The sequence below is a fragment of the Dactylosporangium sp. NPDC005572 genome (genome assembly GCF_040605515.1).
GTDB lineage: Bacteria > Actinomycetota > Actinomycetes > Mycobacteriales > Micromonosporaceae > Dactylosporangium.
In genome coordinates, this window is sequence record NZ_JBEXCY010000100.1 from 1 (window position 1) to 25,813 (window position 25,813).

The following is a 25,813-nucleotide window of genomic DNA, read 5'->3' on the forward strand; positions in this document are numbered from 1 at the left end:
CGCGCGGCTGATTTCCGATGGTCATCCAGCGCATCTGGGCTTACCACGGGGTCTGAGCTGGACCCGATGAGCGCCTTCGCCATGCCGATGTCTGTTAGGAATTGAAGCTCCGTGAGGACATCACAATCCACCCCCTCCGCGCCGGTTCGCAGATCATCCAGGTGCTCGGCGATCACTCGGAGCACCAGCTCCAGGTGCGGTCGGGCCGAGGGTGTCGGTATCGTGACATGTTGCTGGTCCTGAAGCCGAAAGCGAGTCGCCTCCATCAGCAGCCACGCGATGTCGCTTTCATAGGCGGCATGAGTCGCGTCATTGCCCCAGACGTCACTCACTTGTCGAATAAGCCGGGGCTTCATGTTGAACTCGTCCGCGCCTGAAAAGGTCTTGAAAGCGATTGCATCGAGGAGTTCGTCGCGCCGCTCGCCCAGCGTGTTCCGCAACCAGATGTCGAGCGGGTCCGTAGATCCGCCGTCGATCTGCTCTTGGAGCCATCGCATCTCAACAGAAACGAACCTCGACAGGACCACGAACACGGTGAGGAACGTCGAAAGCCGCTGCTGGCCGTCGACAACCTGGAGCACCGTCGTCGGGAGCGCGTCCACGCGCTTTGGCATGACGCTGTCCCTGTCGCTGACGAGGATCACCGAGCCCAGGAACGTCGAGGGCGTCTTCCCCTGCGCGGCCCTCGTAATCCCCTGCTCCAGATCCTCGAACAGGCGACTGATCTCGTCCGTGCCCCAGGTGAAGTCACGCTGGTAGGCAGGAACGTAGAACCCCTGCCCCGGCTGCAGGATCAGCTGACGAAGCGTCGATGGGTCAGCGGTGAAGTTGCTTGGCATGTAGCGACCTGCCTTATGAACCGTTGAGAGCTGTGCCGGCGGAGCAGCGCGTGCAGACGACTCAGAAAGCTTCGGTGGGATCTTAGCGGCAAACCGTCGATCCGCTCGGACTCGCCGCCGCTCGCGTCAACGGAAGAAGTCGCGCGGCGCGCCGGCGCTCACGGTAGGCGAGTTGGCGGCGGCGATGCGCGCGCAGGACCTGGACGGTGTGCTTGTCAGGGCGATGGCGCAGCGGCCGGCGGCGGTATGCGGCTTGCCGTCGATGATCGTGTAGCCGGCGGTGGTGCGCCGGGGCTCGAACAAATGGCTCTCCCGGTGTAGGCCGGGGAGGGCGGTAAGCCACCAGAAGGCTGCTACAGCGTGCCGACGCGGGTGGTTGACAGCAGTTCATGGAATCGCAGGACTTCCAAGCGGCGGTCACCGAGGCGGTCGTCGACAACCAGGAGGCCCACAACACCATGGCCGACTATCTCTTCAGCGACGGCCCCGGCATCAGCGCCGTCATCATGGCACTCGCGGACGCCTTCTACGAGGCAGCCATCGATCAGCCGACGGATGCGTGAGCAGGCCGACCCCGGAAGGGGACCGCGCGGTTGGGCCGCTCTTGGCCACGGAGGAAGGCGGCAACGGGTTCGTGCCTGGTCACGCCGGACACGCGCTGGGACTGCTGCGATCCGACAGCGGCGTGCGGGCGCTGTTCGAGGCGCGGTTGGCGGCGATGGCGCAGTACAGGCGATTGGTTCCGAGGACGGTGCGCGCCGCATGGGGGCCGATGGTCACGCCGGGCGTTCCCTGGTAAGGGGTGACGACGAGACGTCGCCTGCGCCCGGATCCCCGCCGACTTCGGTCTCGACCCGCGCCGCGACATCCAGGTCTCCGCCCCGTGCGCCGCGGGCCGGCGGGGCAGGGCACGCAACACCCTGCAGGTGGCACAGTCCGAGGTGCGGATCGAGTTGCTACGCACGCTGCATAAGGCCGGATTCGAAAGGGCGTCGTGTCCTCGATCGTCAGCTCCGGCGCATTCGTTGGCTTCATCATCGTGTCACCGCACACGCCATGGTGACATCGGCCAGCAGCACCCAGGTACAGGCCGCCCACCAACAAGCGCATAGCGGCGCGCCGACACCCTTACCGACCAGCTCCGGACTGCCGAAAGGGTCACTCATCGGACGCGCAGGAACGCTTCCGCGCTGCCACCTGACCGAATGGACCCTGGCGTGCGCCTGCTGGTGTTCCGCGGCGGATCAATCTCGTGACTGTCAGAGCCGGTGCTGGCTGCGATCTCCCGGGGGCAACAACGACCAGCGACCAGCAGTCGCTCCGGAGGCCGTTGGAATGTCGAAGTTGCACTCGAAAGCACGGCTGCGAAGTTGGTGTGCGGATGGCACCATGGGCCTATGGGACTTTCGCGGCGTTGGACGATTTTCGCTATCGGAGGCGTCGCGGCGTTCGGTTTGGCGGCGGCCGCTGCACTGTTCGGCGTCCGGGGTATCGAGGTGGCCAGCTGGTTGGCCGGAGTCGCCAGCTTCGTTGTCGCGGTCCTAGCATTGTTGATGGCGCGTCCCGGTGGCGGAGGCGTCGATCACGGGACCAGGTCGGAGCCGGGTCCGTCCGTGCAGGCCACCGGCGCACGGTCGATCGCAGTAGGCGGCGATGTCGGCGGGATCGCTTCTACTGGCGACAGCTCTACACTCGATCAGCAACGGTGAGGCATTGGAAGCAGCGCCGGGACCCAGAACCGCCGGCTACAGGCGAGGCGCGGTCGTCGGTAAAGGCGGTTGGCGCGCACTCGGTTGCGATCGGTGGTGATCTCGACGGAATAGTCTCGACCGGTTCCGGCGTGACTAACGTGCAGGTGCGGGCAGGGCAGGCCGTGGTGTTACCCGCCGCCGCGATGCTGCCGCCATCTCGGGTCGACGCTCCCCAAGCATTGGTAAACGTTCCGGTACGTCCGGGGATCTTCGTCGGTCGCGGTGAGTCGCTGAGTCTTCTTGATGCGCACCTGGCGGAACCTGGCGGACCGGTAGTCCAGGCGGTCCATGGCCTCGGTGGGATAGGGAAGAGCACTCTAGCCGCCCGCTGGGCTGCGGACCGAACGGGCTACTTCAACCCGGTCTGGTGGATAACGGCCGACACTCCGGCGGCGATCGACGTGGGCCTCGTCCGCTTTGCGGTGGCACTACAGCCAGAATTGGGCGGGCTGTTGCCGTTCGAGGCGCTCCGCGAGCGCGCCGTGCAATGGCTGTCCTGTCATCAAGGATGGCTGCTGGTTCTCGACAACGTCACCGACCCTGCTGACATCACCGGATTGCTTGCGCGTGTGCCAAGTGGCCACTTCGTCGTTACCAGTCGTCGGGCCACCGGCTGGGCCGGCATCGCTGCCACCATCCGCCTGGACGTGCTGAGCCTCGATGAAGCGGTGCAGGTGGTCGTCGCCACTCTAAAGGATCACTCGAGCAAGCCAGACCTACCTGGCATCGCCAAGGTTTGTGTCGAGCTGGGATGCCTTCCACTCGCAATCGAACAGGCCGCAAGCTTCATGGCGCAGGCCGGTGTTACCCCCCGTGAATACTTATCAATGCTCGCCGCCTACCCCGCGGCCATGTATTCAGCAGCCGGTGAGGGACAAGACGCCGAACGGACCATCGCCCGGATCTGGCGGGTCACCCTTAATCGGCTCGCCGAAGAGCCCCTGACCGCTCACACGCTGCGGATACTGGCTTGGTATTCGTCCCAAGCGATTCCCCGGACATTGCTTGATGGGATGGCCGAACCACCGGCCGTTGCCCAGGCGATCGGTCGACTCGCCGCGTACAACATGCTTACCACCGACCTCGACACCGGGACCTTGACCCTGCATCGGCTGGTGCAAGCTATCGCTCGCACAGCCGATCCGGACGATCCGCACCGCCAAGCAGACGACATCGAGAAGGCACGTGATTTCGCCGCCCGTGCCCTCATCGCCGCTCTGCCTACCGACAGACATGATCCTGCCACCTGGCCGGCGTACCGTGCTCTGCTCGCCCACCTCGACGCCTTCGCCCGACATTCTCCTGAGCCCACCGACGGACTCACGGGCGTCCTGCTTACCCAGCTTGGAGCCTTCCTGAACGGACAGGGCGCCGTTCAGGACGCCATCCGACACCTCGAACGAGGCGTGGCTGCCCTGTCAGGCGACGAGGACTATGATGATCAGGGCGCACTGAGCGCCCAGACTCTGCTCGCCAATGCCTACCTGTCTGCGGGCAATCTGAAGCGCGCCGTTTCGCTGCACGAGCGGATTCTCGCTGACACTGTACGGATTGCCGGTAACGACCATCGGAACACCGTGATCGCTGCCAACAACCTCGCCGCGGCCTATCGGAAGGCGGGTGACCTCAGGCGGGCAATCGCACTGCTCGAGCCGACCCTCGTCGACAGCCGTCGGCTTCACGGTGACGATCACCCCACGACGCTGCTCGTCGCCAGTAACCTTGCCGCCACGTACGAGGACAAAGGTGACCTTAACCGTACGATCGACCTGCTGGAACAGATTGTCACCGACACCAGACGTGTCCTCGGCGATGACCACCCCGATACCCTGAGTGTCCAAAACAATCTAGCCTGGACCTTTGCCAAGGCAAATGAACTGGAACGGGCCCTGGCCCTCTACGAGAAGACACTAGATGCTCGTCGCCGGGTGCTTGGCGACGAGCATCCGGCCACGCTCACCTCGGCAAACGACCTAGCTGGTGTCTTGGAGTCCGCCGGGGATACATGGCGAGCCTTCCAGCTTTACCGGCGAACTTATGCCGACCGTCTTCGCGTCCTTGGTGAGGACCATCCTGATACCTTGACCTCCGCCAGCGACCTCGCCGACACGTATAGCAAGGTTGGCAATCTGCGTCGTGCCGTCCCGTTGAACGAGAAAACGCTTGAGGCACGCCGCCGGGTGCTTGGCGACGACCACCCGGACACTCTGCAGTCCGCGAGCAATCTCGCCGATGCGTATGGGGTAGCCGGGCAACTGGACCTCGCCATCCCGCTGGGCGAGCGTACCCTGGTCGACCGTCGCCGAATCCTCGGCGAACATCACCCGCAGACTCTGATCTCGGCGATTAACCTTGCCTGCGCTTACCACCTCGGCGGACGCTCTGACCAGGCTTTGGACTTGGCCGAACAGACACACAGGACTGCCCTTCGCGCCCTTGGGCCGGGGCATCCGCAGACGCTGAAGATCGCGCAGTTGCTCGCAGTGCTGGTCAAAAAGTGATGTCTATGGCAGGCCGACGTCGGTCTGTTCGTGACTCGTGTCGAGCTGAGTCAGCCGAGGGTGTGGTGGGTTACCGGGTACCGACATGGTGGCACGCAAAGGCGACAGCCGCTCCTACATGAACGTCATGGCGCTCTTGGACGACGCGCACCGGTTGGGGCGGCTGCGTGCCGTCGGCCCCGTGCACCAGTTCCACCACGCCGAGTTGCAGAATCACCTCGCGCACCGGCACCCGAGGGTTGACCCGCTGCTGTAGGGCACACGCGCGAAATTTGGTTCGCCTTCCGCAGCCCAAATATGACGATCCACTCCTCGCGGGGGTTGTTCTTGCCTGGGTGGAGCTTGTCCTTCGTGGACCGCCGGTTCCACACCATGTGTCCGGTGTGCTTCGGGTTGAACAGGATCTCCCGCACGGCGGAGCCGGTCCACCGGCCGACCGCACGTTCCGGGTCGACCGGCTGCGGTGCGGGTACCGGTCGAGGTCCGTGTTAAGCCGCTCGGCGATGGCCGGTACGACAGGCACTCGTCGATGCGCCAGGCGAACATCTGCACCACGGTGAGATTGCGGACTGGCCGATCTCCAGCTTGGCCTTGTGCTTGCACTGCGCCTGCTTCGCGGGCACGGGGGCTTGTGTCGCTCGGCGAGGTACCCGTACGGCGGCTTGCCGACGTTCCAGCCCTGCCCGGTGTGGCAGATACCTGCCCGCTGGGCCCACACCACCTCGGCGGGATCCCCGCCGAGGGCGTACAGCGCAGAGCTGACAGACTGAGCTGATGACGGCGGACGATGAGGAGTGGTGGTCGGAATCCGAGCCACCCGACCCAGAGGACCTGCTGGAACGGGTGGACCGCATGGCTGCCCTCCTGGTCCAAACCGGGCGGGCGTACGGTGACGACTCTTGGCAGCGCTTCGAACGAGAGTACCAACGCAGCGTCAAGAATCTCGACGCCGATCTGCGGCGCCTCGGGTTAAGGTCGCCATTCGTAGTCTGGCCCTCCTTGGCAAGCTGGCACGGGAGCGCGAAGCAGCACGGGAGCTACGCCAAGCGGGATGCTTATGTCAACGAACGCCTATCGCAGGTTCGGGAACAGCTCCGGAAGCGCATCGACGACAGAACCGCTGGAGATCCCGAGGCACAACTGCATCAGCTTGGTGACACCGCGGATCGCGCAGTACGCGAACCCGCCGCGGTTCGGCAACAACTTGTACGCCTGGAACGTGCCCTTGGCTCCGATCCGGGTCAGGCCATAGGCGCAGCGAAGAACCTTGTCGAGTCAACGGCAAAGGTCGTGCTGGACGCCCGGGGCCAGGAAGTGCCCAGATCCGCCACTCTGCCCGCTCTGATTACCGCAGCCCTGCAAGCGCTGGACGCGCACCCTGCGAACGAGGAGCGCCGCCCGGTCAGGGACATCGTCTCCAAGGCGGCCGCCATCGCAAACCACGTAGGCGAACTGCGTAACGAGGCTGGCGATGGCCATGGCCCTCTGGCGCCGCCGACCGGGCTGGAGCTGCGGCACGGCCGCCTAGCTGCCCGCGTCGCCGTCGCCTGGTGCGCCTTTGTGCTGGAGACCATGGAGGAGCAGGACAGAACAGAAGAGTGAGGGGCGGCGCAGGTCACCGACCCAGATGCCGGCGCTAATGGCCGGCCTGGACGTTCCACACAACAAGTCCCGTCAACGGTTCGCCGAAGGTGCGCAGTCCGCCGTTTCCCCTGCAACACCGAGAGGCTCCCGGCGGCGGCCGGGCGCAAGCCCTGCGGGGCTAACGACGTGCTGTGGTGGGTTCCGCGGATCTGGTCAGCGTCCAGGGCCAAGATCAGCTCTACCATCGCGTCGCGCTCGTAAGGGCGGCCCGGCGGCGCCAGACTGAATTTGTCGTTCCTGTGTCGCGGCTACCTCCCCGCCGATTGGATGTGGGCCGCGAACACGCGACTGCCGATTTCATCGTTGAGTCGTTCCACCAGGGCGGCGATTATGCGGCTCGTGGCTTCTGGTCCGACTGAGTCGAGGAGTCCCCGGCACAAGATGTCGATGAGCGGCTCGAGTGCTACCCTGAGTAGTTTCCCCAGGTGTGGTGCTTCGAACTTTTGTTCGGGTCGGGAACCTTACAACCTAGGCCCACCACTGCACGTTCACCCGTTGGCGGAGAACCTCGGCCCGGTGGCGCTCGAACCGGGTCTCGAAGTCCCGGTCGGACTCGACCCGGCGGGGCGTGTGGTTGGTGGCCAAGCCGGCGGGGTGCCGGGAGATCTCGATGCGCTCGATGGCCGCGCTGAGGATCGTGCGCTTCCACACGTTGTCCTTGTCGGGCCATTGAACTCGATCATCGAGCGGTGGGTGCAGACCTGCCGCCGTGAACTGCTGGACCGGACCCTCATCTGGAACCAGCAACATCCGTTGCACGCCCTGCGCGAGTTCGAGTCGTTTTAAAAACGGCCACCGCCCGCACCAAGGCATCGCGAACGCGCGACCGTCGCGTCCGTTGCCGCCGCCGATCACCGACCCGGACAATCCGCCACCTCGACATCCGACGACACGACGGCCTCGGCGGCATCCTCCACGAGTACCAACACGCCGCCTGAACTGCACGGACACGTCTTTGGCGGGGGCACTGTCGTCGATCAACGCGTCGCCGAAGCTGCCAATGGGCGTTCCGCCAGCGGCGGGCACAACCAGAGAGTCCTTGCGCGAGGTGTGCGCGGCACGTCGCCGTGGACAGTGTGGCCCTACCTGGGATTATGTCGGCAGGTCAGGATCATGGTCGTGCCCCCGCGGATGTCAGCTCTTGCCGTGCGGGCGTCATCCGCGCTGGTCAGCGAGGCGAACGCTGATCTCGAACAGGTGCCGCGGCGCGATTCCTGTAGTCCCGCGAGCAAACTCCAGCGTCGCGTCCCGTGCGTCCCCCACCCATGTCCCCAGGAACAGCTCGGGAAGGAACTGGTCGAGGGTCACGGAAGCATGGCGCATGTGCTCATATCCGATCGTATGGGTGCCTTGGTCGGTGTCGAGCGCACCGTGGCCAGCCACTTGCCCGTGGATCCAGAGCGCGCGGACGCAGAGGGCCTCCCCGCTGCTCATGAGGAGCCAGTAGAAGGACGCCTCCGACATCTCCAGGAGATCCTGAAGCTGCCCCAGGTCGATCTTCCACCGCTCATGGGGCGGCCGTGCTGAGGCGGTGGCTCGTTCCCTGATGGCTTCAGACTTTTTCACCTGAACCAGTGCGGCTGAGTGGAGCCGCATCCAGCCGGGAAGTTCGACATCGAGCAGGAGGGCGAGGTCACATCCCCATTGCTGCTCTTCTGTCTTGGTGGTATGGCGGTGACTGACCGACACCTGCCGCGCCACTGCGGTGCGGCCGCCGGCGGTGAGACGCAGCCGTGCCTCCTCGAACGCCGCTTCGATCCGGGTGAGTAGCGTTCCGGTCCCGGTCTCCTCCTGTGCAGCACCCTGCGTCCGCACCCAGTCGCCGAACCTCCATAGAGCGTCGCGCAGGGTGTTCGCCAGAGTGTCCTCAAGGTCCAATGAACCGAGCCACGTCCGGGACATCGAGGACAGCGGTCGGGGGGACATCGTCGTTCCGTCGAAGGCTTGGGCGGCAGTGCTGGCGACCCACTGACGGAATGCCTCACCCGGTGAACCGGTGCCGCCGATGAGCGCATCAATGCCGCGGGCCCGGTCGCCGACGGCAACATCGGGATCGCTGGACGCAGCGGTGATCGCTGCCCGGACGCGGTCGTCGCCGGCGGCGTACGCGAGCAGGTCCGTGCAGTGCCGACCGAGCGCGTCCACGTCGCGGAGGATGTCGCGGACACTTATCGCCCATGCCTCGGGCCACCGAGACGCATGCTCGGTCAAATGGGCGAGCACGCCACGGATCTGGTCCTGGCTCTTCCATCGCTCTAGCCGGGGGTTCTCGTACTGGACGAGCTGGCGGAGATCAGCCCATAGCAGCGCGACTGCGGTGACAAGGCGATCGCTCACCTCCGCTTCGGACCGGCCGAGTACAGCAGCAACTGACCCGGGTGTCCGGGGCAGGCCTTGTGTCTGGACCTGAAATCCGATGATCTTGCCAACTTCAATCGGGCGCATGTCAAGGAGGTCGACGGAAACCAAGCGGAGGGCCTCCATGACGTCGGGAGACATGGAGAAGCCACGCAATGTCACCGCTGGGATCTCTTGCTCGCGGATGACCAAGTGATGGCTTCCCAATTCGAACGCCAGGTCCCGGTCGAGTTCCGCCACATGCGGCAGGAGGCTCAGGTCAACGCCTCGGATTCGCCTGACCGCGTCCAGGAAGCCGGACGTAGAGACGCTCGCCATCGCTCGACGTGCTAGGTCGCGGCCGGCGGCGTCGCTCCAAGGGCGCGGTCTGGAGTCATCGAGCGCGTCCCGGGCCCTCACCAGCACCCTCTTCCAGTCCCACAGTGGCTGATCCTCGTTGGTTCCCACTCTGTCAGCTACCGACGGAGCGAAGATGTGCCGCAGCGCGTAGGGGTCGGCGCCTGCCAGGTCCAGAAGGTATCTGAGCTGATCGGCTCGAGTGGGCCGGACCACGTCAGCGGCGAGTGTCAGCGCTAGCCAATGAAGGAACGTATCGTCGTCGTGCCTGCGGAACGTCCAAGCGGCCGTCTCGTCGATCCCTCGTTGGCCCCCGCCATGTTCCGCCGTCACCTTCTCCCGTAACAGTGCCCAGCACCGCGCGAGCGCGTCGGCCAGCACGTCGTCATTCTCCGGACGCTTCACAAGCTCGCGCAGTACCGCGACAGGATCATCGTTGCGGTGTCCGGCGCCGAAGGAATCCACGAGTGCGTCGAGGCCGGCGAGGGGACCGGAACCATCGGCTTCGGCGTCGCAGGGTTCCCAGTCTCGCTCACCGCGCGTCATGGTTCCCGATGCTAGGCCGACGCCCAGCTGTCAGGACAGGTCTTACATCCCGCAGCCTGATGAAGGCGATGGATTTCCGCCCAGTTCTCCACGTTCAACACCTCCCTCGTCTTGGGTATGACAGAACAGCACAGTGCCCATCACCCCAACCGGGTCTCAACTCGATGTCAGTAGCAGGTGGACCAACGCCTTCATAAAGAAGCTATGGAGGCATGCAGGACGCTGCAGCTGTCCCTGCTGGCTGCCTTCCCGCTGCGGGACGTCACCGACGTCGTGGGCGCGTCCCTGGTCGCCAAGGCCCACGGACGCGGGTCAAGGCGACGCCGGTCCGTCCCTCATCCAGGCATTCGCCGCGCCGGTCACCGTCGGCAGATGGAGTCGCCGGTCGTCGTTGATAACCGCTCAAGGCCGGCAGCGGGCGCTGCCTACTACGAGCCGGATGCACCGGGGGTATGCCCTGCGCAGGCGCCGGTGTGCGTACGCATGATTCACAATCACGCCTTCACTGGCCGGACCACATGGCAGGGGGTCAAGCGCTGCGACGTTGAGGGCACATGAGCTGGACGATCTTCCAGACGGCCGGAGCGACCAGCGGAGATCAGGCGGGGACCGTTACTCGTCGAGTTGGACATCCACCGCTCGACGCGACCCCGCATCGACCATGCCATGGCCGAGTCCGCCAACCGTGCATCGGCTGGCCAGCCATATGCGCTGTCCACACCGGCGGGTGGGCGTTAGGCTGATCTCTGCTGTGCTCGGAAAGTGCTCGGTGAGTCGATGGCACCGCTTGGTACCGGTTGACACTGTCCGGTACTGGTTGACACCGGCCCCGTCGACGCGGCTCCTTGTGCTCCATGTGTGCTCCACCGGTCGCCGGGATCGCCGCCGTCAGCCGTTGGTACTCGATGGGATGCCCTGTCACCCGTTGGTATCCGCTGGCAGGTAACCTGGGACCTCGCGCCCTCGTAGCTCAGGGGATAGAGCAACGGTTTCCTAAACCGTGTGTCGCAGGTTCGAATCCTGCCGGGGGCACCCAGGCCATGGCCTTGATCAGCACTTCCAGGGGCGTCGTGTCGGATCTCGTGTGCCCGCTGCGTGCCCGCTGCGTGCCCGCTGCACCCTGACCCGACGGACGTCCGCAGCGCGGACCGTCTGCGCGGACCAGGCGCCGTGTCGAGGAGGGACGCATGACTGCAAGCAAGGACGGACTTGAAGATCCTCCCCTCGATCCCGACGTAACGGAAGGCCCCACTCCTAAACTGCCGTTCTCGCCCAATCTGGACGAGGCTTACAAACTGGTGCCAGGAGTAGGCGAGGCGTGGCGCTGGTACGACATACCTTATAGATTCTTGATACGAGCGGCGCGATCAAGAATCGGTCGCAAACTGCCTCGCAAGATTCGCGAGCAGCTAGGCTTCGCGGCACACTTCTTCTCCCTTTTTAACGACTACCAACGAGCCAAGACTTGGAATCGAAGCGACCCGTCGCACAATCTGTTGGTGCCACCAAGCGAGGCCGTTTGCGTCCCAAGTATATGGGTGGCCGAATGCTTTCCTCCAAGCGAATCACATTATCTGGCGGCAGCGACTGCCAAGAACGACTGGGACCGGCCCAGGCGCCGATACGGGATCCGGGAAGCAAATCGTTCCATGCTCGATCAATCCCGGCGAGGATCGGGTTGGATTTGGTTCGGCTTGGGTACAATCGCGAACGAGACATCCGCAAGCATAGAGCCAGACGCGCAACGAATGCCGCTTCCCCGAGAGTTCGATAAGATCGATCTGGTGGCATTCCAGGCGTCTCGAAGTATGACCATTGTCACCGCTACTTTTCACCTCAGTCGCGAAGGCCAGTTTTCGGTTGACCGAATCTGGCACGCTGAGCACAAACCGCGCTTCAAATGGCGCCGCCGCGCGATGCCCGAGGTCCAGAGTAGGCTTTGGCACGGCCTTGATCAAACGCAGTCTAGTCGGCGTCGGCTGCATGACCTAGCGCGCGAATGGATGGCAAGTAATTGTGCCGGCGCGTTCGCCCATACCCAAACGTCACAACCGCTATTGGATCTGCTTCTCGTAGAGAAATTGGATCCTGCCAACAGAGCGTTGACCAGGGAGCACCACGACGCACTTCGCGCACTGGGGATTATTCACTCTCCATACGAGGTCACTTCATCTCAACTTCCAGGTCTGTTCCTTGAGGCAACACGCGAGGACCTCGTGCCTGCGCTCAAGGGGAAGAACGTGCGTACGCTCTGGGGCCAAAGGGATCAGGTTAGAAGCGGGATGGGTAAGGTTCTGTACGCCTACGGAGGCCAATGGGACGAATTGGCCGCCATTGCCGGATTCTGCGATGACTCAGTTCGTGCATATCTTGCCAGCCTCGCAATCTCGGATTATCTCCAAATGAAGCACGAGCAACAAGCATCCTTGAGAGATAGCGCCCGCAAGGGCCAGGGAAAGTATCGGCGAAAGGATTTGGAGAAACTGAGGTCCACATTTCTCGCAACCAGCCTGGATGCCAGCAGCATCGCCAGGGACCTTACCGAAAACGGCGAAAGCATTCTCGATCGCGAGGCAGCCATTTTCGTTCGGCGGCTTGCCCCCGACTTAGTTGCATTGGAACAGAAGGACGGCCTCCCACCGACTGAGCCGATCAACGTCAACGAAGAATTGAAGAGGCAACAAGTAGCATCCGCCAGGGAAATTGCCGCAGCGGACGCCGACTACCGCAACATTCTCGCCACTGTTTCCGCGCTCGGTTCGTCCATTGATGCTTTCAAGCTTCAGAGATATGCGGTCTACGTAGCGCTAGTTTCTTTGTTCGTGGCTGTGGTAACTCTTGTGGTCACGATGCTGGGTCAGCAAACTACCAACAAACTGTGGGATTTGGTTCAATCATGGTGGGCCTTACTGTAAAGACTGCCGTCACAGCAGTCGTTTGAGACTTAAATACATTCGCCAGCGATGCAAAGCGGTCCACATTGCTATGTACACCGGACTGGCATTATCTCCAAGCAGACCAATTGTCAATTTCCATCGGCTTGGCGGTTGGGCACCCTCTCATCGTCCTTTCGTTGCTGCCGCGCCACGGAAGCATCGCGAGCCACCTCGTCGAGGTGCATCGCCACATGGTCGTCGGCCCCGTCCATCGCGCGGGCATAGTGCCTGGTCGTGACGCTGGCGTTGGCGTGCCCGAGCCGGCGGGCCGCGACCAGGACGCCGTGCGAGTCGGCGACCCAGCTCGCGTGGGTGGCCCGCAGGTCGTGCGGGGTGACGTCGCCGAGGCCGGCGGCGGTGACCGCGACCCGGAACCGCCGGCGGAAGCCGTGGTAGCTCTGCTGTCGATCTTGAGTGTGCCTCTGCCGGCCGCCGAAGAGGAACACGTCGCCACCCTCGGGCAGGTTGCCGAGCAGTTCCCCGACGAGTTCGACGACGAAGGTCGGCAGGGTCAGCGCCCGCCGCTGGTGTGACTTGGGCGTGCCGATCACCGGGCCGCCGACGAGCTGGGTCACCGCCTCCGCGACGACGACCCGCCCGTTCTCGACGTCAAGGTGCCTGCGGCGCAGCGCGAGCGCTTCCCCGATGCGGAGCCCGCCGTAGGCGAGCAGCAGCACGAGCACGCGGTCGACCGGCTCGCAGATTGCCGAAAGCCTGTTGACCTGCTCGACCGTCAGGATCCGCGGGTCCGCTTCGGGCAACCGGGGCAGCCGGACGCCGCGACAAGGCGTCACCGGGATCATGTCGTTGTTGACCGCCGAGGTCATGACCTGGGACAGGAGGCGGTACGCCTGCCGTACCTGGGACGCCGACACCTCCTCGGAGAGCTTGCCGACCCAGTTCGACACCATGATCGGCTTGAGTGCGGAGAGCTTCACCCGGCCGAGGTGTGGCCCGATGAGCCGGTCAAGGACCGAGCGGTAGCTCTCCCGCGTCTTGGGCTTCCAGCGCGACATCGCCGAGCGGTACCAGCGGTCGGCCCACTCGGCGACCGTCGTCTTCCCGGCGGTCGGCGAGATCCACCGCCCTTGAGCGATGTCGCCCTCGACGACACTGAGATACTTCTCGGCGAGCCGTTCGGTCGCGAACGTTGTCGGCGCCGGGTGGTCCTTGCCGTCCGGCCCTTTGTACCGTGCCTGCCACTGTCCGGACGGCAGTTGCCGAACGCGCCCGAATCGACGCCGTTTCTCTGCCATCAGGCCACCATTCCGTTGCCGTGCCAGTGCATGTCGATCGCCTCCACTGTGGACTGTCTGATGTAGTCGGTCAGCACGCTCTGCTGGATGCGGACATGGGTGCCGACCTTCACGTACGCGATCCGGCGTTCCGCTATCAGGCGACGCACGAACCGTTCCTTCGTCCCGAGCTGTTCGGCTACCTGAGCCACGTTCAACAGCCGGTCAACCACTCGGCGACTCCTCCCCGTTGCTGTCGTTTGCGTCTGCGTGTTGCGCCGCCCGGTCTTTGGCGGCGTTGAGCGCGTTGCGCCACTGGATGCGCTGGGCGAGTGCGCGCAGCAGGCGGTGCCGCATCGGCGGCATGTCGGGATCGTTCGGGCGGGCCAACTCCCATGCGACCGGCGCCGGCCCTTCTTCGACCGTCGGGGCCTGGTCGTCGCCGCCGAGCAGCGCGCGGACCCAGGCACGGGCGTCGTACCGGTGGTCGGCCAGCGTCTTACCGGACCAGTCCCGCGAGACGAGGATGCGCCGGCCGCCGATGCCGAGGGTGGAGCGTTGGTGGACGCGGCCTTTGCAGTTGCCCGGCCGTAGCTTGCCGTGGGCCTTCTTCGGCTGGATGCCGTAGAGCAGCCAGTTCGCGCACCGTTCCGAGCACGGTGTGACCCGCAGCTGTCGCCAGAAGCGCTCCAGGTGGTCGCGCTGCCGGTCGGTGGTCACGGCGTGGCAGTCGGCGGCGGACTTGGTGATGTACTTGGTGATGTAGCCGATGGTGCGTTCGGCGTCCTTGTCCCCGGCGTTGACGCCTTCCGCGCGGATCTGGCTGCCGAACCGGATCACGTGCGCCGGCTCGTCCCCGATCGCGTCGAGCGCTTGGTCCCACGTCGGCAGCGGCCGACCGGTCTCGCCGTCGCACCACGCTTCGCCCTCCTGGTCCCACAGCGGCGCCCGGCCGGGTTCGCCGACGGTGGGCCACCAGACCTGGTGGTAGGTGGCGGCAGCGACCTCGCGGAGGACGGTGCGGGGGATGGTGCCGCGGATCGCGAAGTGCGCGTGCGGTGCGAGTCGGCGTTGTGGCTCGACGCAGCCGGCGTACTGGACGTTCCAGCCGACGCAGCGGCGCAGGTTCTGCCAGAACCGGTCCAGCAGGCGCGGGAAGGTGATCGCGTCCCAGGCGGCCCGACGGTAGTCGTAGGTGGTCGGGTCGACGGGTGAGCCGTCGGGTCGTACGGGGCCGTAGGAGTCGAGGGTGACGGTCAGCCACATCGACGGCCGATACTCGCTGCCGTCCGGCGCCGTGTACACCCGCCCGACCGTGCGCGGCTGGACCTTCTGCCGGGGCAGCGCCGGGGCGTCCTGGCGCCGCTTCGTGGACCGCTGTCGCTTCGGCTCGACCGGCTTGTCGTGCGAAGGGGCGACCGTGCCCCGCAGCCCCTCCGCCGCGATCGCCTCCTCAACTTCGCGGGTGGCGTCGTCAACCTCGCCGACCTGGTCCCATTTCGACTCGCGGACGGCCTGGTCCCGGAAGTACTCGAGATGCGCCCGCAGGCTAATCAGCGCCCGATGCTCCTCGGTCGCCGGCCGCGGAGCCGGTGCGGGTTCGTCGGCGCGGTGCCAGCCCTCCCGGATCTGGGTCTTGCGCAGCCGCCGGGCACGCTGCGCGCACGGTGGGCACTTGTCTTCGCGGGTGGCGCCGCAGGGCACGTCGATGATCTCGGTTTGCCCGGTGGTGAGGTCGGTGCGGCGCAGCCCGACCGGCCGGAGGCAGACGCCGTACTCGGACGCCATGTCCTTGACCACATCGGCCGCCAGGGGCAGCAGCCGGCGAGCGGCCCGGGAGCCTGGCCGGGGTTCGCCGGCCAGGCCCGGGAGGGGTTCGGCGGTGATAGTCAACGGTGGCCGCACCCCCGGCAGTGGCCATCGTTGCCGCGGGCCGTCGCGGCGACCGCGGCCAGGGCGACGGCCGAGACGGCAGCGGCGACCAGCAGGTGCGTGAGCACCCAGTGCACGAGCAGGACGCCGACCCCGGCGAGCGTGAGCGCCGTGAGCGTCCACGCCGTGAGCCGTATCCGGCGACCGCGGATCGCACGGCGGGATGGCGGTTCCAGGACCGTGATCGTGATGGCGTAGCGGTCGTCGGGACGGTGGACCGGGGTGCTCCAGCGGACGAGGTGGCCGCGGGCGTGCTCCGAGCGCAGCATCGCGCACAGGTCGGCCGCCGAGCCGATGAGGTGACGTTCGACGGGTTGCAGGTGGGTGGTCATCGCACGACTCCGGAGGGGATGGCGCCGTTGACGGCGCGCGGACGTTCGGTGAAGGGCACGGCCGCCAAGGCGGGCGCAGGCTGCGCGGGCTCAGCAGCCGGCGGCCCGGCAGGTGCGGGCTCGCGGTGCTTCCCGGAGGCGAGCAGCGCCGCAGCGGCCATGATCATGAGTCCGTCGACGGCCGCCGGGCCAGCGATCGCGGTCAGCCGGTCCTCGCCGTAGTACGTGATCAGCCCGGACAGGTGCCGGTACGACACCACCGCAGCGACGAGAGCAACCGGCAGCAGCCCACCGAACCGGGCCAGCTTCCACCAGCCGCCCGCCGGCCACACGGTACGAGCCAGGATCTCGACCGCGATGAACAGCGCCACCGGCCAGAACGTCGCACTGACCACGGCGCCGAACTCCGGGCTCCAGCCCGCCGGGGCACCGGCCGGCGGGACGTAGCAATGGGCGATGTTCGCGGCCAGCGACGCGACGCCACCGACAGCGGTCCCGACGTAGGCCCAGATTCGTCCGTTCATCAGCGGCCCTTCGGAGTGATCGGTACCCGGATCCACTCGGGCGGCGTGCCGGTGGAGGCGACCGCTTCCGAGAGGCAGCGCCACAGTGCCCACGCTTCGGCCGGGGTGAGGTACATCCGGCGGCGGCCGGCACCGACCGCGAGGTACAGGTCTTCGCCCTCGGTGACCCGCACGGTGACCGCCGAGGTGCCGTGCTGGACGTCCGGTGCGCGGAGGCGGTAGAAGCGTCGGCTCATGCCGCCTCACCGTCCAGGAAGTCGGTCAGGCTGTCCGGCAGCAGTGGTCCCGGCCGGTACACCGCCCGCCTGTGAGGCACTGCGGTCGGCTTCCGAACCGGCTCCGGGAACGGCGGTGTGGCGTAGGTCTGGGCCATGGCGCGGATCTCGTCGTCGGTGACGTAGGCGAACCGCACCCGGGCCGGCTCCGGCCGGTCGTCGAGGACGACGTACCCGACTCCGCGCATGGACGGGTCGGCCGGGATCTGGTCGGCGAGTGCGCCCCGGTTGCGGGCGCCGTCGCCGAGGACCAGGTCGACCTGGTTGGGTTCGTTGAGGCGCATCGCGATGCGGGTTGGGAAGAAGTCGCGCAGCTCGACGACCTCCTTGCGCGGGTCCTGCGTCGAGGCCACAACGAGCACCCCGAGCCCGGCGCCCTGCGTCAGCAGCAGCGCGAGCGCGGCCCGCGCCCGGTTGCGCAGCTCGACGTCGAGCAGCAGCGCCACCAGGGCCAGCAATTCGTCGACGACCAGGACGTACAGCGGCTCATCCAGGGTCGGCGTGTGGACGCGGATGTTGCCCTGCATCCGGTCCTGCCGAGCCCGCATGATGCCGACGAGCTCGTCGAGCATCGCGACCATCGGCGCGGCGTCGGTGTACTCGTACCGGCTGAACAGCTCCCGGCCGATCGACAGCTCGACGCCGCCCTTGCCGTCGATGCCCCACAGCCGCACCAGCCCCGACCGGACCCCGCTGGCCAGCGCGCGGATTAGCGACCACTGCACCGAGCCCTTCCCGGCCCGCGTCGCGCCGACGATCAGCAGGTGTGTCGCGAGCAGCCGCAGCCGGAACGTCTCCAGGTCTTCCCGGACCGCGAGGGGCAGCGCTGTCAGGTCTGGCTCATCGGGCACCGGGAACGCGGGCACGATGCGGCGCAGCGGATCGCGGCGGAGGAACACCAGCCACACCAGCCGAGGCCGGTCCTGGAACCGCACCCGATCCACGACTCGCAGCAGCGGCGCCCACCGCCCGGACCGCGCGGGTGGGTTGGTCCGCCGGCCGGAGTAGACGCGGCAGACCCGGGCGTCGAACGAATACGCCAGGTTCGCCGCCGCCCTGTGGTACAGCTCCGGATTCTGTCCCCGCGGCATCCGCAGCAAGATCTCGTCGGCAGCGAAGGTGCACCGGACTCGCAGGAGCTTGGGCACGATCAGCCGGCCGTCGAAGCGTTCGGCGAGCCGGCAGACGGTCATCGCCTCCCGCCAGTGCAGCGCGTAGACGAACAGCCGCCGCCACCACGCCAGCAGCGGCAGGACGATGAACCGTTCGCAGGAGCGGCGCCAGCGCCACCACCACAGCCCGCCGAGCCCGGCCGCGACGACGAGGACCAGGACGAGCCAGATCCAGCCGTGGCGGTGCCATAGCCAGGAAGCGCCGATGGCGAGCGCGAGCGAGCGCCAGTTGCGGCCGATGACCGGCAGCAGCTTCACGAGCGCCCGCATTGCTTTCCAGAGCAGGTACGGGATGACGACCCACATGACCAGCCACCACGGCGTCGGGATCGACAGCCGGCGGAAGTTGACCAGCGGAGCGTTGTTCTTCACTACGACCCTCCCCAGGGATTCATCACGAGTCCGCCGCTCACCGGGCCACCGCCAACGCCGCGAACCGGCCGCGGGCATCGCGGCGGAACGCGAGAAGTTGGACTGGCATGCCGGTGAACCAGCGGGTGAACCGCCCGCGCGCATCCCGCGCCACGGGCATCAGGAGCAGCAGTTGACCGCCACAGACATGGCGACGAGGTCCGGATTTGGGCATGATGAAGCCCGCCTTCCTTGCCTCAGCAGGGGTTTCGGGAGGAGCAGGGGCGGTCTGGGCTTCCTACGGCGTACAGACCGCCCCGCACCAGTTGTTGTTCAGGCCGCCCGCAGCTCCGTCGCCTGGCGGACCGCATCACCGAGCCGGGCCAGGCCCTCCCGGTCGAAAAAGAGGGCGACCGACCCGTCCGGCCGGCCGATCTCCAACCACACCCGGCCGCCGGCCGTGCGGTGTACCTGAAGATCCGTCTCTGCTGCCAGGTGCACGTTGACCGAGATCAGCGCAGCGGTCACTTGCCCGCCTTGGTGGTCGTCGAGCGGAACCCGCTCGCCCGGTAGGAGTACGTGAGCCGCCCGGTCTGCCCGACGTACGGCGTGACCGTCATCCCCTCGAACTCCACCGGCGCGAACGGCGTCCCGCTGTCCGGCACCGGCTGTACCGCCGCGGAGATCTTCACCGCGACCTCGCGCGACCGCCCCGCGAGGTCCGGGTCCATGTCCATGACCCGCACCTGCCACACCCGCAGTCCCGACACCTTGTCCACCGCCGGGGTCCGTGTGCGGGTCGCCTCGTTGTAGTCGTGCGCCTCGGTGATCGAGTCCGGCACCAGCACACAGCCCGCCGGAAACACGTCCTCGAACCGCACCGAGAACCGCGTCCCACCCTTCAGAGCCACACCATCTCCTTGTCCTGTGCCGCCAGCTCAACATGGCGACAACTTAACTTGTTAGGTAGCTCGATTGTAGCTCCGGAACCTGCCTTGTTAAGTGACTAAGGGCGATACGAGAGAGCGAAGATCACAGATAGAGCAACAAGCGGCATCCCGCTAAGTAAGCGGGAAGGAGTCCTCGAACTCATGGCGCGACGGCGGTACCGCCAGATCCAGCGCGAACGCCGGCAGACCGTCCCGCGTGTAAACCGAGAACAGCACGGTCAGCACCCAGTCCGCCCGGTCGATCTCCAGTAGTTGCCGCTCATCAGGCGTCGCCGGCCGCGCCGAGATTCGCTCCGTGGCATGGCCGAATTGGAGACCCTTCCGCGTCGCGAGGTGCTGCAACAGCCCCCCGCTCAACGGTGCCGATGAGCCGATATCGGTGCCCTCGGCTAGGTCGACGGGCACGTACACGGCGCCCAGCTCGACCGGACCCATCCCGTCCACGCTCACCAGCCGCCGCCGAACGACGACCGGGGAGCCCTCGCGGATGTCGAGCGCCGAGGCAGCCCGCGCCGGTGCTGGCATCTCCGCGACGTCGACAACGCGGACCCGGCCCTCGGTTTCGTCGGCGAGGAGGGTCGCCGCATGTGCCGGCATCGACCGCGGCTCGGCCGGCTTCGAGCGGACGAAGCGGCCCTTGCCCTGCTGGGACTCGATCCATCCGTCCTGGCGCAGGATCTCCAGCGCCCGCACGACAGTCGGCCGGGAGGTGACGAACTCATTCATGAGTGCCGTCTCGCTCGGCAGCATCGCGCCCGACGCGTACGTCCCGTCCTCGATCCGGGCCTGCAACGCGTTCACGATCACGACGTACTTAGGCGGCGCGTACTCGATCGGCATCTACCGACCACCGTTCACGAAGACGACAACATAGCTTGTCGAGAGCTTATCTGCGCACGCGGTACCTGTCGATTCGGCCGTACGGCCGAGATCCGCCCCACGCCGCCCTACTCCCGACCCGCGTCACGCCGCCGGATCGACTCCGCGTGCCGCCGCCAGACGATCTCCATCGCCGCCTCGTACCCGAACTGCTGGTAGTCGCCCTCGTCCGGCTCGTTCGACTCGACCTCGTCCACATAGTCCCCGGCGAACTCCACCAGCGCGGCCGAGCGATCCCCTGCGTACCGCCGCCGCTCGAACGGACCGAGCGCCAGCCACTGTTGCGCCACCTCGCGGACCAGCGCCCGCCGATCCTGGGCATCGTCGAGTCGACTGCCCCGCCGCAGCACCTCACGGCCGCCGTTGATCTCGGCGCATCGCCCGAGTAGCGGCAGCAGCGCGAGAGCCACCTCCAGTTGCAGCTCAGCGTCAGCTTCGTGTTCCTGCGTTTCCATGTTCGCGACCTCCAGCGAAACCTGACCCGCACCACGCCGGTGCGGGATGGGACGATAGGTCGCGGTCCCTTGGTGCTACCGACATCAAGGGGCCGCCCATCCTTCACGATTCGTCGGCGATGGTCAGCGGTTCGCCGCTTTCGATGGCGGTACCGCCGCAATCCGTGCAGGCGCGAACCGCGAGAACCGCATCGATCTCACCCGCGCTCAGCCGCTCCCGCCGACTGGTCACCTTCCAGCCGCGCCCCTCGCATGACCTGCACGGAGAAGACTGGTCGCGGTCCATCACCGGCCACCACCGACACATGCCGCCCGAATCATGGAACGAGCATCTATCCAGATCGCGCATTGACCCCGGAAAATTGTTCCGGGGTCAAGACGAGGGGTGGTGCGACGCTTACGTCATGCGTGGGATGACGAACACCTTGACCATCGGCGAGCGCGTGGCGTGGTACCGCCGCCGACGGGGCATGTCACAGGAGGTACTGGCCGGCCTGGTCGGCCGCACGGTCGACTGGCTGAGCAAGGTCGAGAACAACCGAATCGACCTCGACCGGCTCTCGGTCATCAAGTCGCTCGCCGACGCGCTGGACGTCGCCCTCGCCGACCTGGTCGCCGAGCCGTCGCTGATGCAGTGGACCGGCGAAAGCGGCACCCGCACGGTGCCCGCCCTGCGCGCGGCCCTGATGAACTACCGCAACGTCACTCCGTTCGGCGCCTCGGCGAGCACCGTCGAGGCGCCGTCGGTCGCGGCGATCAAGCAGGAGTTGGCGACGTTGTGGGACGCCTACCAGGCGGCCCGGTTCGCGTACGTCACGAGCCGGCTCCCGAGCCTCATCGCCCACGCCGAGGCCGCCGTCAACAGCTACACCGGCCACGACCTCGACGATGCGCGGCGGGTGCTCAGCCTCGCGTACCAACTGGCGACAGTGCAGCTGACGAAGATCGGCGAGGCGGACCTCGCGTGGATCGCAGCCGACCGCGGACTCGGCGCCGCCCGGGCTGCCGGCGACACCGTGCTTACCTGCGCGCTCCTGCGGTCGGTGACGCACGCGCTTCAGGCGACCGGCCGGTTCAAGGAGGCCGTGCAGCTCACCAACGACGCTGCCAACTACCTGGAGCCTCAGTTCGGTGATCCGTCGCCGGAGATGCTGTCGGTGTACGGCACGCTATTCCTCGCCGGGTCGATGGCCGCCGCCCGCGCCAACGACGCGATCACCACCCGTACGTTCCTTCAGGCCGCCGATGAGGCCGCGACCCGGCTCGGCGGGGACGCCAACCACCTGTGGACGGCGTTCGGCCCGACCAACGTCGCCATCCACCGCGTCGCCACCGCGGCCGAGCTCGGCGATGTTCAGGTCGCGATCGACCTCGGCCCGTATGTCGACACCACCGGCATGCCCATGGAACGCCGGGTACGGCATTCGCTGGAGGTCGCCCGCGCGTACAGCGCCTGGAACCGTGTCGACGACGCGCTGAACGTGCTGCTTGAGGCGGAGCGGATGGCGCCGGAGCAGGTGCAGTACCACCGGATGAGTCGGCAGCTGGTCCTGAGCTGGATCCGGCAGCAGCGCAACAAGCCCTCGACGGTGCTGGTCGACCTGGCCCGCCGGCTCGACGTCATGGAGTAAAGCAGCGTCGCTCCCCACCGTTTAGGGTGTGGACGTGACGCATGCCGAGCCGAACACCGCAGCGACCACGATCCCAGATGAACACCGCGCGGACGTCGAGACTCTGTGGGACTACCACAACATGCACCACGAACTCCGCCCTTGTGACGTCGGTATCGGGCTCGGCAGTCACGACCTGGGCGTCGCCATCGTTGCTACGGATCTCTACCACCGCGGCATGTACCCGCTGCTGGTCTTCACCGGCGCCAACGCGCCCACGACGATCGAGCGCTTTCCGCGCGGCGAGGCCGTTCACTACGCCGAACACGCCATCGAGCATGGCGTCCTCGCCGACGCGGTGTTGGTCGAGCCGGCCGCGACGAACACGCAGCAAAACTTCGAGCTGACGCGTCAGCTTCTGGACGCCCGAGGTTTTGCCGTGCGGTCAGCGATCGTCATGTCCCGTCCGTACCAACAACGCCGCGCCTATGCCACAGGCAAGAAACTTTGGCCTGAATTGGACATCATCTGTGCATCAAATGCATTGGACCTAGACGCCTATGCTGTGAGCATCGGCGATATTCACAAGGTTGTTAGTATGCTAGTCGGGGATACACAAAGAATCTGGGTGTACGCAGACAGGGGCTTTGCCGTTGAGCAGGAGATACCCGCAGACGTTAGGCTCGCCTACGATCGCCTAGTTGCTGCGGGATATGTAAGCCGTCTTATATGAGCGGTCGACAGGTGGGGCGTAAATCCCGGCTCACCGCAGCCACACGGCGCCGCCAGCATCGCGGCACGAAGGCGTGGAACCCGTATGCCTAGGGTTCAATAGTAGGTGCCACTGATCCAGATTGTCTTGATTCTCGAATCATTGCGTAATGGGCGCGTACGTTCCCGAAGTTCCGGCCAGCTTCGTCGCACAACTTCGTGGCGATGTCGATAAGAAGTTCCGAGCTATCGAACTCGTTGACTACCTGCTCAACGTAATGGTGAAACCCGTTCCACTCAAATCTTTGCTTTCCGTCATCGTGCTCGAAATTCGCCGACAAGGTGATCGCGCCGCGAGTCGTGCCCTTGCGGCCGTCCTGGATATCGAGCGTGACGCCCGCCGTCGCCAACGCCGCCGCCGTGCGCCCCATATTGTGGAATACCACCAGCAGGAGACGTCCGTGGAGCAAGTCCACAATCTGCTCGACGGGGATCGGATACAGGAAGTATGGCAAATAAAGCGCTGGTCTCCGCTCCGGGGATGATGGAATGGACGTGATGTAGAGGCTGTTACCCCCGCTTTTCATCAAGAATTGAGAATCCTTGACGCCCTCTATCAGCGGTGCGCTGGTCACGTCTGCCGGCGAGACTCCGTTCTGGTTATAGAAAGCGGCATAAACAAACGGTGGCTCGGGCGCGGCACTCGCGAATCCCGTTCTGTATGCAGTCTTAATCATCTCACTAACGAGATCCCAATGTCCACGGTGTCTGTTGATAACCGTTGTGATGATGGATGGGCGTTCGTCACCTCCGCCCGTGTTGAGGACACCTTCTTGGGACTCTTGATGGGCCTTGGCGCGTCCAAGCCGCTGCAACTGCCGCAAAGCACGTGGATTCGGCACGAACCCTATCGGCTGTTCGTTACTTGGGACGACTATCGAGGATATGTTTTCCCGGCCCTCGGCCGCGAGGACGGTGACTTGGTATGTGACAGCAGTCCTCCCGTCGGGCATCGGATTCTCATCGACCAGTCGGGTCTTGACTTCGACCGTCGTCGGAGGACGGTCGAAGCGAACGAATGAAACGTCGCCGACTCGCAGCACATCAGTAATGTCATGCAGAAGGGGGAATCCCCAACCTTGGTCTGCCAAGCCCTGCGCAATCGCGACGGTTCCCCGATTGCCATGCTCGTCGGTCGGGACTGACACCGATTCGTTCTCCGACAGGGAGAATATGATCTTCCGGTCGTTATCGAGTAACACCCAGGCGAGCGCGTCACCCAGTCGGCGCGCATGCCACCGTGCTTGACGGAGGGAATTGAGCTGGTCCAGGGTGGCTTCCCGGCGCCGCATTTTCTGTTTACAGAGGGTAATCGCGGCCTGAATTTCTCTTTGAACCTCGAGTAGGTCTAGTTCAAACTGCCATATCCCGGCAGCTCCGTCGAAATTCATCTCAAGCAGAGCGGTTACAAGTGCTTCAAGTCGGTCGAGATACGGCTTGTCGTTGATATCCATCTTCTGTGTATCGTTCATCTCGACCTCCTTATGGTCGATAATCGGCAGCCGTCCAGAGTGTCAGCACAAGATGTTAGAGCCATATCGCCTCCCGCGGTACCGCATAACGGTTACCTTGTGCCAGGACACTGTCTTGATCAATTGGCGGCTCCAAGCGAATGTTGAAGCCTCTGCACACCTGGCCGTGCTCGACTGTGGTGCGTGGCGACGGGTAGCTGAACCTGCCTACGGTGTACTGGACGGAAGTGCGTCGTTGCTGAATTTGGCTGTACTGGGATCAAGGCGCCTACGGCGCAGCCCACACGCGGCCACCCGGCTCGACGTGCGGCGGCGCCGGTCGCTGCGCGCCGGCGCCGTAACCCCGCACGGCCGGGACGCCACAGGCGGGCCGCGCAGCGTGTCCGTTGATGCCGGCGGATCAGTCCATTCTTGGAGGCTGTCCCTTGAAGGGAACCGGAGGCTCTCCTCGGCGGTCGACGCACCACTGTCGGCCATCAGCATCGGTCCATCGCGCCCGCCACGCCCTGAGTGCGACGTTGCCGTTGACCCTCATCACCAACGGCAAATCCTGCCCCGACAGAACGACATCGCTCGTCACTGCCCACCTCGGCGGCTCGTCGAGGGCGTTGTCTGCTGGCCAAGCCTCCCCATAGACGTCGAGCACCGGCCGATCACTGTGATTCGTGAAGTAGATCGTGAGCTCGTGCAGTTGCCCTTGACCATCTTCCTCGACTGGCCGTACACCAGTCCCGCGAACTCGTACGAGACGTGCCTGTGCCAACGCCTGATCTTTCTGCTCCCTTTGGCGGTCGCGTTGGTCTCGGAGCGCGATCCATAACGCAGCCACTACCGCTACGAGGGTAAATAGAGCGCCGAGTGCTTGCCCGATGGCTGCAATCCAGTCGGCAGCATTCGGTCCCTGATTTGCAAGAACGAAGGCGTTCGGGGTCATGGCGGAAGTC

Annotated in this window: 26 protein-coding genes, 1 tRNA gene and 1 pseudogene; 8 read left to right on the plus strand and 20 right to left on the minus strand. The window is 65.6% G+C overall.

Annotated features, from left to right (window positions below):
- Positions 1–839 (minus strand): DUF262 domain-containing protein (locus tag ABZS66_RS35665; RefSeq protein WP_354765571.1); only part of this gene is annotated, 839 nt, incomplete at its 3' end.
- Positions 840–965: 126 nt separating this feature from the next.
- A complete protein-coding gene (locus ABZS66_RS35670) occupies positions 966–1,142 on the minus strand; it encodes a hypothetical protein (RefSeq protein WP_354765573.1) in 177 nt (58 codons plus the stop codon).
- A gap of 86 nt (positions 1,143–1,228) precedes the next feature.
- Here ABZS66_RS35670 and ABZS66_RS35675 point away from each other — a divergent pair, with 86 nt between their 5' ends.
- Positions 1,229–1,402 (plus strand): hypothetical protein, encoded by a 174-nt coding sequence (locus ABZS66_RS35675; protein ID WP_354765575.1) that lies wholly within the window; start codon positions 1,229–1,231, stop codon positions 1,400–1,402.
- 79 nt (positions 1,403–1,481) lie between these two features.
- Here ABZS66_RS35675 and ABZS66_RS35680 read toward each other — a convergent pair whose 3' ends face one another.
- The gene (locus ABZS66_RS35680) at positions 1,482–1,619 is read right to left on the minus strand and encodes a hypothetical protein (RefSeq protein ID WP_354765647.1); all 138 of its coding nucleotides are present in this window, start codon (positions 1,617–1,619) and stop codon (positions 1,482–1,484) included.
- A 1,060-nt stretch (positions 1,620–2,679) separates the two neighbouring features.
- On the opposite strand from ABZS66_RS35680, the gene fxsT reads away from it, so the two are divergent.
- Both fxsT and ABZS66_RS35690 read left to right on the plus strand, forming a co-directional pair.
- A complete protein-coding gene (gene fxsT, locus ABZS66_RS35685; RefSeq protein WP_354765577.1) occupies positions 2,680–5,091 on the plus strand; it encodes an FxSxx-COOH system tetratricopeptide repeat protein in 2,412 nt (803 codons plus the stop codon).
- An 85-nt stretch (positions 5,092–5,176) separates the two neighbouring features.
- A complete protein-coding gene (locus ABZS66_RS35690) occupies positions 5,177–5,347 on the plus strand; it encodes a hypothetical protein (RefSeq protein ID WP_354765579.1) in 171 nt (56 codons plus the stop codon).
- A 43-nt stretch (positions 5,348–5,390) separates the two neighbouring features.
- Here the strand turns inward: ABZS66_RS35690 and ABZS66_RS35695 are convergent.
- Positions 5,391–5,782: pseudogene (locus ABZS66_RS35695) on the minus strand (recombinase family protein); the annotation flags it as partial.
- A gap of 83 nt (positions 5,783–5,865) precedes the next feature.
- Here ABZS66_RS35695 and ABZS66_RS35700 point away from each other — a divergent pair.
- Entirely contained in the window at positions 5,866–6,693 is an 828-nt protein-coding gene (locus ABZS66_RS35700; protein WP_354765581.1) for an abortive infection family protein, read from the plus strand.
- Positions 6,694–7,203: 510 nt separating this feature from the next.
- Here the strand turns inward: ABZS66_RS35700 and ABZS66_RS35705 are convergent.
- The gene (locus ABZS66_RS35705; protein WP_354765583.1) at positions 7,204–7,590 is read right to left on the minus strand and encodes a hypothetical protein; all 387 of its coding nucleotides are present in this window, start codon (positions 7,588–7,590) and stop codon (positions 7,204–7,206) included.
- Between the two features lie 300 nt (positions 7,591–7,890).
- Positions 7,891–9,975: a hypothetical protein gene (locus ABZS66_RS35710; RefSeq protein WP_354765585.1), complete on the minus strand. Its 2,085-nt coding sequence runs from the start codon at positions 9,973–9,975 to the stop codon at positions 7,891–7,893.
- 959 nt (positions 9,976–10,934) lie between these two features.
- Here ABZS66_RS35710 and ABZS66_RS35715 point away from each other — a divergent pair.
- A tRNA-Arg gene (locus tag ABZS66_RS35715) sits at positions 10,935–11,007 on the plus strand.
- A 155-nt stretch (positions 11,008–11,162) separates the two neighbouring features.
- On the plus strand, positions 11,163–12,890 hold the full coding sequence (locus ABZS66_RS35720; RefSeq protein WP_354765587.1) for a hypothetical protein: 1,728 nt from the start codon (positions 11,163–11,165) through the stop codon (positions 12,888–12,890).
- Between the two features lie 110 nt (positions 12,891–13,000).
- On the opposite strand, the gene ABZS66_RS35725 is transcribed toward ABZS66_RS35720, so the two are convergent.
- The 12 genes from ABZS66_RS35725 to ABZS66_RS35780 form a co-directional block, all read right to left on the minus strand.
- On the minus strand, positions 13,001–14,167 hold the full coding sequence (locus ABZS66_RS35725; RefSeq protein ID WP_354765589.1) for a site-specific integrase: 1,167 nt from the start codon (positions 14,165–14,167) through the stop codon (positions 13,001–13,003).
- Positions 14,167–14,379 carry a helix-turn-helix domain-containing protein gene (locus ABZS66_RS35730; protein WP_354765591.1) on the minus strand — a complete coding sequence of 71 codons (213 nt, stop codon included), beginning with the start codon at positions 14,377–14,379 and terminating at the stop codon, positions 14,167–14,169. The genes ABZS66_RS35725 and ABZS66_RS35730 overlap by 1 nt, the downstream gene beginning before the upstream one ends.
- Entirely contained in the window at positions 14,372–16,039 is a 1,668-nt protein-coding gene (locus ABZS66_RS35735) for a replication initiator (RefSeq protein WP_354765593.1), read from the minus strand. Before ABZS66_RS35735 ends, ABZS66_RS35730 begins: the two co-directional genes overlap by 8 nt.
- Positions 16,036–16,410 (minus strand): hypothetical protein, encoded by a 375-nt coding sequence (locus tag ABZS66_RS35740; RefSeq protein WP_354765595.1) that lies wholly within the window; start codon positions 16,408–16,410, stop codon positions 16,036–16,038. Before ABZS66_RS35740 ends, ABZS66_RS35735 begins: the two co-directional genes overlap by 4 nt.
- Complete coding sequence (locus ABZS66_RS35745) at positions 16,407–16,934, minus strand: DUF2637 domain-containing protein (RefSeq protein WP_354765597.1); 528 nt, start codon at positions 16,932–16,934, stop codon at positions 16,407–16,409. Before ABZS66_RS35745 ends, ABZS66_RS35740 begins: the two co-directional genes overlap by 4 nt.
- On the minus strand, positions 16,934–17,170 hold the full coding sequence (locus tag ABZS66_RS35750) for a spread protein (protein ID WP_354765599.1): 237 nt from the start codon (positions 17,168–17,170) through the stop codon (positions 16,934–16,936). The genes ABZS66_RS35745 and ABZS66_RS35750 overlap by 1 nt, the downstream gene beginning before the upstream one ends.
- Positions 17,167–18,753 carry an FtsK/SpoIIIE domain-containing protein gene (locus ABZS66_RS35755; protein WP_354765601.1) on the minus strand — a complete coding sequence of 529 codons (1,587 nt, stop codon included), beginning with the start codon at positions 18,751–18,753 and terminating at the stop codon, positions 17,167–17,169. The genes ABZS66_RS35750 and ABZS66_RS35755 overlap by 4 nt, the downstream gene beginning before the upstream one ends.
- A 312-nt stretch (positions 18,754–19,065) precedes the next feature.
- A complete protein-coding gene (locus tag ABZS66_RS35760; RefSeq protein ID WP_354765603.1) occupies positions 19,066–19,260 on the minus strand; it encodes a hypothetical protein in 195 nt (64 codons plus the stop codon).
- Positions 19,257–19,643: a transcriptional regulator gene (locus tag ABZS66_RS35765; RefSeq protein ID WP_354765605.1), complete on the minus strand. Its 387-nt coding sequence runs from the start codon at positions 19,641–19,643 to the stop codon at positions 19,257–19,259. Before ABZS66_RS35765 ends, ABZS66_RS35760 begins: the two co-directional genes overlap by 4 nt.
- A 150-nt stretch (positions 19,644–19,793) precedes the next feature.
- Positions 19,794–20,522 carry a GntR family transcriptional regulator gene (locus ABZS66_RS35770; protein WP_354765607.1) on the minus strand — a complete coding sequence of 243 codons (729 nt, stop codon included), beginning with the start codon at positions 20,520–20,522 and terminating at the stop codon, positions 19,794–19,796.
- 107 nt (positions 20,523–20,629) lie between these two features.
- Entirely contained in the window at positions 20,630–21,016 is a 387-nt protein-coding gene (locus tag ABZS66_RS35775) for a hypothetical protein (RefSeq protein WP_354765609.1), read from the minus strand.
- Between the two features lie 103 nt (positions 21,017–21,119).
- Positions 21,120–21,302, minus strand: a complete 183-nt coding sequence (locus tag ABZS66_RS35780) for a hypothetical protein (RefSeq protein WP_354765611.1) — start codon at positions 21,300–21,302, stop codon at positions 21,120–21,122.
- A 127-nt stretch (positions 21,303–21,429) separates the two neighbouring features.
- On the opposite strand from ABZS66_RS35780, the gene ABZS66_RS35785 reads away from it, so the two are divergent.
- Together ABZS66_RS35785 and ABZS66_RS35790 are read left to right on the plus strand one after the other, a co-directional pair.
- Positions 21,430–22,647: a helix-turn-helix transcriptional regulator gene (locus tag ABZS66_RS35785; protein WP_354765613.1), complete on the plus strand. Its 1,218-nt coding sequence runs from the start codon at positions 21,430–21,432 to the stop codon at positions 22,645–22,647.
- Positions 22,648–22,681: 34 nt separating this feature from the next.
- Positions 22,682–23,359 (plus strand): YdcF family protein, encoded by a 678-nt coding sequence (locus tag ABZS66_RS35790; RefSeq protein WP_354765615.1) that lies wholly within the window; start codon positions 22,682–22,684, stop codon positions 23,357–23,359.
- 88 nt (positions 23,360–23,447) lie between these two features.
- Here ABZS66_RS35790 and ABZS66_RS35795 read toward each other — a convergent pair whose 3' ends face one another.
- A complete protein-coding gene (locus tag ABZS66_RS35795; protein WP_354765617.1) occupies positions 23,448–24,869 on the minus strand; it encodes a hypothetical protein in 1,422 nt (473 codons plus the stop codon).
- Between the two features lie 400 nt (positions 24,870–25,269).
- Positions 25,270–25,803, minus strand: coding sequence for a hypothetical protein (locus tag ABZS66_RS35800; RefSeq protein ID WP_354765619.1), 534 nt, complete (start codon positions 25,801–25,803; stop codon positions 25,270–25,272).
- Positions 25,804–25,813: the final 10 nt, after the last annotated feature.

Excerpts from the sequence above, each read along its gene's own strand:
- ABZS66_RS35675 (WP_354765575.1), top strand. The coding sequence starts at position 1,229 with ATGGAATCGCAGGACTTCCAAGCGGCGGTCACCGAGGCGGTCGTCGAC.
- ABZS66_RS35690 (WP_354765579.1), top strand. The coding sequence starts at position 5,177 with ATGGTGGCACGCAAAGGCGACAGCCGCTCCTACATGAACGTCATGGCG.
- ABZS66_RS35700 (WP_354765581.1), top strand. The coding sequence starts at position 5,866 with ATGACGGCGGACGATGAGGAGTGGTGGTCGGAATCCGAGCCACCCGAC.
- ABZS66_RS35710 (WP_354765585.1), bottom strand. The coding sequence starts at position 9,975 with ATGACGCGCGGTGAGCGAGACTGGGAACCCTGCGACGCCGAAGCCGAT.
- ABZS66_RS35720 (WP_354765587.1), top strand. The coding sequence starts at position 11,163 with ATGACTGCAAGCAAGGACGGACTTGAAGATCCTCCCCTCGATCCCGAC.
- ABZS66_RS35725 (WP_354765589.1), bottom strand. The coding sequence starts at position 14,167 with ATGGCAGAGAAACGGCGTCGATTCGGGCGCGTTCGGCAACTGCCGTCC.
- ABZS66_RS35740 (WP_354765595.1), bottom strand. The coding sequence starts at position 16,410 with ATGACCACCCACCTGCAACCCGTCGAACGTCACCTCATCGGCTCGGCG.
- ABZS66_RS35745 (WP_354765597.1), bottom strand. The coding sequence starts at position 16,934 with ATGAACGGACGAATCTGGGCCTACGTCGGGACCGCTGTCGGTGGCGTC.
- ABZS66_RS35750 (WP_354765599.1), bottom strand. The coding sequence starts at position 17,170 with ATGAGCCGACGCTTCTACCGCCTCCGCGCACCGGACGTCCAGCACGGC.
- ABZS66_RS35770 (WP_354765607.1), bottom strand. The coding sequence starts at position 20,522 with ATGCCGATCGAGTACGCGCCGCCTAAGTACGTCGTGATCGTGAACGCG.
- ABZS66_RS35775 (WP_354765609.1), bottom strand. The coding sequence starts at position 21,016 with ATGGAAACGCAGGAACACGAAGCTGACGCTGAGCTGCAACTGGAGGTG.
- ABZS66_RS35780 (WP_354765611.1), bottom strand. The coding sequence starts at position 21,302 with ATGGACCGCGACCAGTCTTCTCCGTGCAGGTCATGCGAGGGGCGCGGC.
- ABZS66_RS35785 (WP_354765613.1), top strand. The coding sequence starts at position 21,430 with ATGACGAACACCTTGACCATCGGCGAGCGCGTGGCGTGGTACCGCCGC.
- ABZS66_RS35795 (WP_354765617.1), bottom strand. The coding sequence starts at position 24,869 with ATGAACGATACACAGAAGATGGATATCAACGACAAGCCGTATCTCGAC.
- ABZS66_RS35800 (WP_354765619.1), bottom strand. The coding sequence starts at position 25,803 with ATGACCCCGAACGCCTTCGTTCTTGCAAATCAGGGACCGAATGCTGCC.